Origin of the sequence: Helicobacter pylori, from assembly GCF_006440215.1 — a bacterium.
Lineage (GTDB): Bacteria > Campylobacterota > Campylobacteria > Campylobacterales > Helicobacteraceae > Helicobacter > Helicobacter pylori_CS.
This window is the reverse complement of the sequence record NZ_VEZH01000032.1, coordinates 1-2,195: the sequence shown is the minus strand read 5'-3', so window position 1 is coordinate 2,195 and position 2,195 is coordinate 1. Positions and strand designations below refer to the sequence as shown.

Genomic DNA, 2,195 nt, shown 5'->3' with positions numbered 1-2,195 from the left:
TTTTTCTGTCTAGATTCTTTGGTTTTAGGTTTGACTTTTTGATGGTTGTTTTTGCATGCTTGATTTTATTGCTGGTGGTTGCTTTTTATTTCTTTTGTTTTTAACTTTTTTAGTTGGGGTTTTGGGGGTTTAAATGGTTTTATGTGTTTTTAGATTTTTAGAACCGATCTAAAAGAAAACTTTTTTCATCAAGTTTCTTTTTTAAAAAAGCCTAAAAATTTCTTAAACACTTCTTTGGGATCGAATGCATCACACACCTTGCACCCATACATGCCAATTAAAATCACAAGCCAGCTCACATACACCCAGCTCATCAAAAACCACAAAATAGAAACGCTCCCATAAAGCTCGTGGTAAGTGCGATTATACAACACATAATAAGTGAAAGCCCATTTTAACACATGCCAAGAAACGCTCGTAAAAAACACCCATAAAAACACCCAAAAATAATGTTTAAACACCTTGTTCGTGGGAATGGTAAAAAGGATCAAAAAAAACGCGTAAGTGCCTATCCATCTTAAAACATGCAACAAATTTGAATCTTTATCTTCAAAAAACACTTGGATCTTAATATCAAAAAACACCACCAAAGGCAGAGCGAATAAAAACACTAAAGTCGTGCCAAAACCCCAAAATAAAAAGATTTCTTTACCCTTAAAATGCGCATAATCTCTGGGCTTTGCATCAAAAATTTTTGACGCGATGGAGCGGTAGTTTTCACAAAAAAGCACCAACGCCACCACAATGGACACCTCTTCAAGCGTGCCTAAAGTCATGTCTGTTTTTTTAAAATTTTCTAAAAAATCCTTAATCGCGCCAATGAGTTTAGGAGCGTTAGGGAAAATCAAGGCTTCCATTTCACCGCTGTGCGCTTGCAAATAATGAGACACAAAAAGGCTAAACACAAACAACAAAATAGGCGATAAAGACAAAATCGTATAAAAACTCAAGCTGGAAGCGTAGTAAAACAATTCGCTCAAGCCTAAAAAAGCGTTTTTCAGACGCTTGGGGAAAATCATTCTAAGAAGGCGAAAAAACCCTCTAACGCTTTTAAAAAGTTCTCTCATTAATGACAGCTTGTCGCCATTGTCAAGCCATAAGAGAGCAGTTTTTCTATATCTTTTTTAGGGGCTTTGCCTTTGGTGGTTAAATAATCCCCCAACACCACCGCATTGATGCCGTATTCAAAAAGCTTGGCTTCCTGTTTGTCGTTATCTTTAAACACCACTTCACGCCCTCCAGCCACCATAAGCCTAGCGTTAGGCAAAAACTCTTTAGCCAAAAGCACGCATTCTAGGGCTTCATCTGCGCTTAAAGTCTCTGCATCAATGGGCAATACCGGGTTTTTAATGAAAAAATTAATGGGCGTGGTGTGTGGGGAGAGCGAAGCTAAGGCTCTGAGCATTTCAATCCTGTCTTCCCAGCTCTCATTAAGCCCAAAAATCCCCCCACTGCACAAGCCTAATCCCGCCCTTAAAGCGTTTTCGCATGTGATAAACCTTTCTTCCCATGTGTGCGTGGAACAAATTTTAGGGAAGAAATTTTGCGAAGTCTCTAAATTATGGTTATAGCTATGAATGCCTGCATCTCTTAAAAACTCTAATTGCTCCAAATCCGCGCGCCCGCAGCATGCGATTAAATGCAAGCCCAATTCTTCTTTGTTGATGGCTTTAGCTAATTTAGCGATGTATTCGCATTTTTCATCGTCTAATTCGCGCCCTGAAGTAACCAGACAAAACCCTAAAGCCCCTAATTCCCTTAACGCTCTAGCCTCTTGTAAAACCACTTTTTCATCTTTAAATTTATAGCGCTTGATCGCTCCTTGATGGTGTGAGCTTTGCGTGCAATAAGCGCAATCTTCCTTGCAATCCCCACTGCGCACATTGGAAATAGAACATAAAAAAATCTCTTGCATAATCATTCCTTTATTTTAAAAAAGTTGGTTTTTTGAGATTGATTATAGCAAAGAAAAAGAAGCGCTTTTTGATTTTAAGGGTTTTATTCCATTAAATATTAAAACTAAAACTTTATTTGATTTTCATTCAATTGTTCGCTTACACCCTTAAAATTAATCTCAAAACTTTACGCTATAATTTCTTCACTTTTTCATTAAGGGATTTTATGCAAGACTCATTCACTTTTGAGTGAATGAGTCTTGCATAAAATCCCTTAATGAAAAAGTGAAGAAATTATAG

The 2,195-nt window shown here is 37.3% G+C and carries 2 protein-coding genes; both read right to left on the bottom strand.

Annotated elements, in window-relative coordinates; translation table 11 throughout:
• Nucleotides 1–188 precede the first annotated feature (188 nt).
• Nucleotides 189–1,067, bottom strand: a complete 879-nt coding sequence (locus FIM44_RS08355; protein ID WP_120849980.1) for a YihY/virulence factor BrkB family protein — start codon at nt 1,065–1,067, stop codon at nt 189–191.
• A complete protein-coding gene (locus tag FIM44_RS08350; protein ID WP_001155605.1) occupies nt 1,067–1,915 on the bottom strand; it encodes a biotin synthase in 849 nt (282 codons plus the stop codon). The genes FIM44_RS08355 and FIM44_RS08350 overlap by 1 nt, the downstream gene beginning before the upstream one ends.
• Nucleotides 1,916–2,195: the final 280 nt, after the last annotated feature.